Origin of the sequence: Diaphorobacter sp. J5-51, from assembly GCF_001023515.1 — a bacterium.
Lineage (GTDB): Bacteria > Pseudomonadota > Gammaproteobacteria > Burkholderiales > Burkholderiaceae_C > Diaphorobacter > Diaphorobacter nitroreducens.
In genome coordinates, this window is record NZ_JSYI01000052.1 from 1 (window position 1) to 1225 (window position 1225).

A 1225-nucleotide genomic window follows, 5' to 3' on the forward strand; every position below is an offset into this window, starting at 1 on the left:
CCGATTTAGTGGGTTCGCTCGGGCTCAAGTCCGACAGGCTCCTAGGCCATCCACCAGAGGCTTGCGGGGCTTCTCCAGCTTCACGGGTGGTGAATCAATGAACAGTATGTGTCCTGGCAGGGTGTGGATGACCTTCTCCGAGTAAAGCCAGGCTGCTACGTCGCCCGGTTTGATGTCCGTCACTTTCATGATGCGGGTGAAAGCCTCTTCCTTCTCTATGCTGGGGTGCCAGTCGAAGATGCTAAATCGGGTTTTGAACTTCTTGGTCTTGAGCTGTTCGAGCACCCCGGACTTGGCACGCCGGAACATGTCTTCCACGAAGCCGCCGCAATCCGTTGCCACCACGTATTCGGAAGCGAACAGGTCACCCGGCATTCGGGTGTAGATGTTGCGGTTCGAGTAGCTGTTGTTCTCCTGCTTGGTGTTGGTCACAAAATCGCGGGCAAGCTGGAGATGCTTGGGGACTGCTGCATCTTGGGCCAATGCGACAAACGAAGACATGCACAAGGCGGTGGCCACCAGCGATTTAGCAAGGGATTGGTACATAAGCCTTGCTCTCATTGGTTGCGCATGGCTGCGATCAATTCCGCGGCCACAGCCCGAAGGTTATTGCGCGTCACGTCGATGGACTTCCCGTCAATCTTGGCCGACACGGGAATCATCACTTTTACGCTTGGATCGCCGCCCGGCATACGGTCAGCCTGTGTGAAGACTTGCACCGTGCGCTTCGGGCTCTTGACCTCAAAGCCCTCCTTGCTGAGCAGACCCGCCGAGAGGTAGCGTATTTGTGCCCCATTGCGCTGGGTGGCCTGGACAAGGTTGCAAAACAGCTCGGGCGAGTTCAGTTCCATCACGATGTAGTTCGCCTTCCAACTGACCGGGAAGCCTGCTTTGACGGCTTGATCCCCACATGCGGTGATCTGCGCTCGCTCGCGCAACTCTGTCACTGTCTTGCTGGCTGCAACGAAGGCTTCATCGTTGTTCGGCAACTGCAAGGACTGTATTTGCCCAGAGAGTTTCTGCTGCTGCGCTTCGAGCTCCTTGAGCTGGCCTTCAGCCGGGTTGCTGTTTGCGCCAAGCTGTTTGGCTCGGTCGGCAAATGCATCCAACGCCTTGTACAAGGACGGCACTGCTGCGGCCTGCCGCTCCAGCATGGAGACAGTCGCCGCCGATGTCAGGCTAACTGTCATGACCCAGTTGGTTCACCCTGGATGATGGAAGACAC

The 1225-nt window shown here is 57.1% G+C and carries 2 protein-coding genes; both read right to left on the reverse strand.

What is annotated here, in order from left to right:
• Window positions 1-24: 24 nt before the first annotated feature.
• Window positions 25-546, reverse strand: a complete 522-nt coding sequence (locus OX89_RS07350) for a hypothetical protein (RefSeq protein ID WP_047350119.1) — start codon at window positions 544-546, stop codon at window positions 25-27.
• Window positions 547-557: 11 nt separating this feature from the next.
• A complete protein-coding gene (locus OX89_RS07355) occupies window positions 558-1190 on the reverse strand; it encodes a hypothetical protein (protein WP_047350120.1) in 633 nt (210 codons plus the stop codon).
• Window positions 1191-1225 lie beyond the last annotated feature (35 nt).

Coding starts and splice junctions, on each gene's coding strand:
- OX89_RS07355 (WP_047350120.1), bottom strand. CDS start 1,190: ATGACAGTTAGCCTGACATCGGCGGCGACTGTCTCCATGCTGGAGCGG.
- OX89_RS07350 (WP_047350119.1), bottom strand. CDS start 546: ATGTACCAATCCCTTGCTAAATCGCTGGTGGCCACCGCCTTGTGCATG.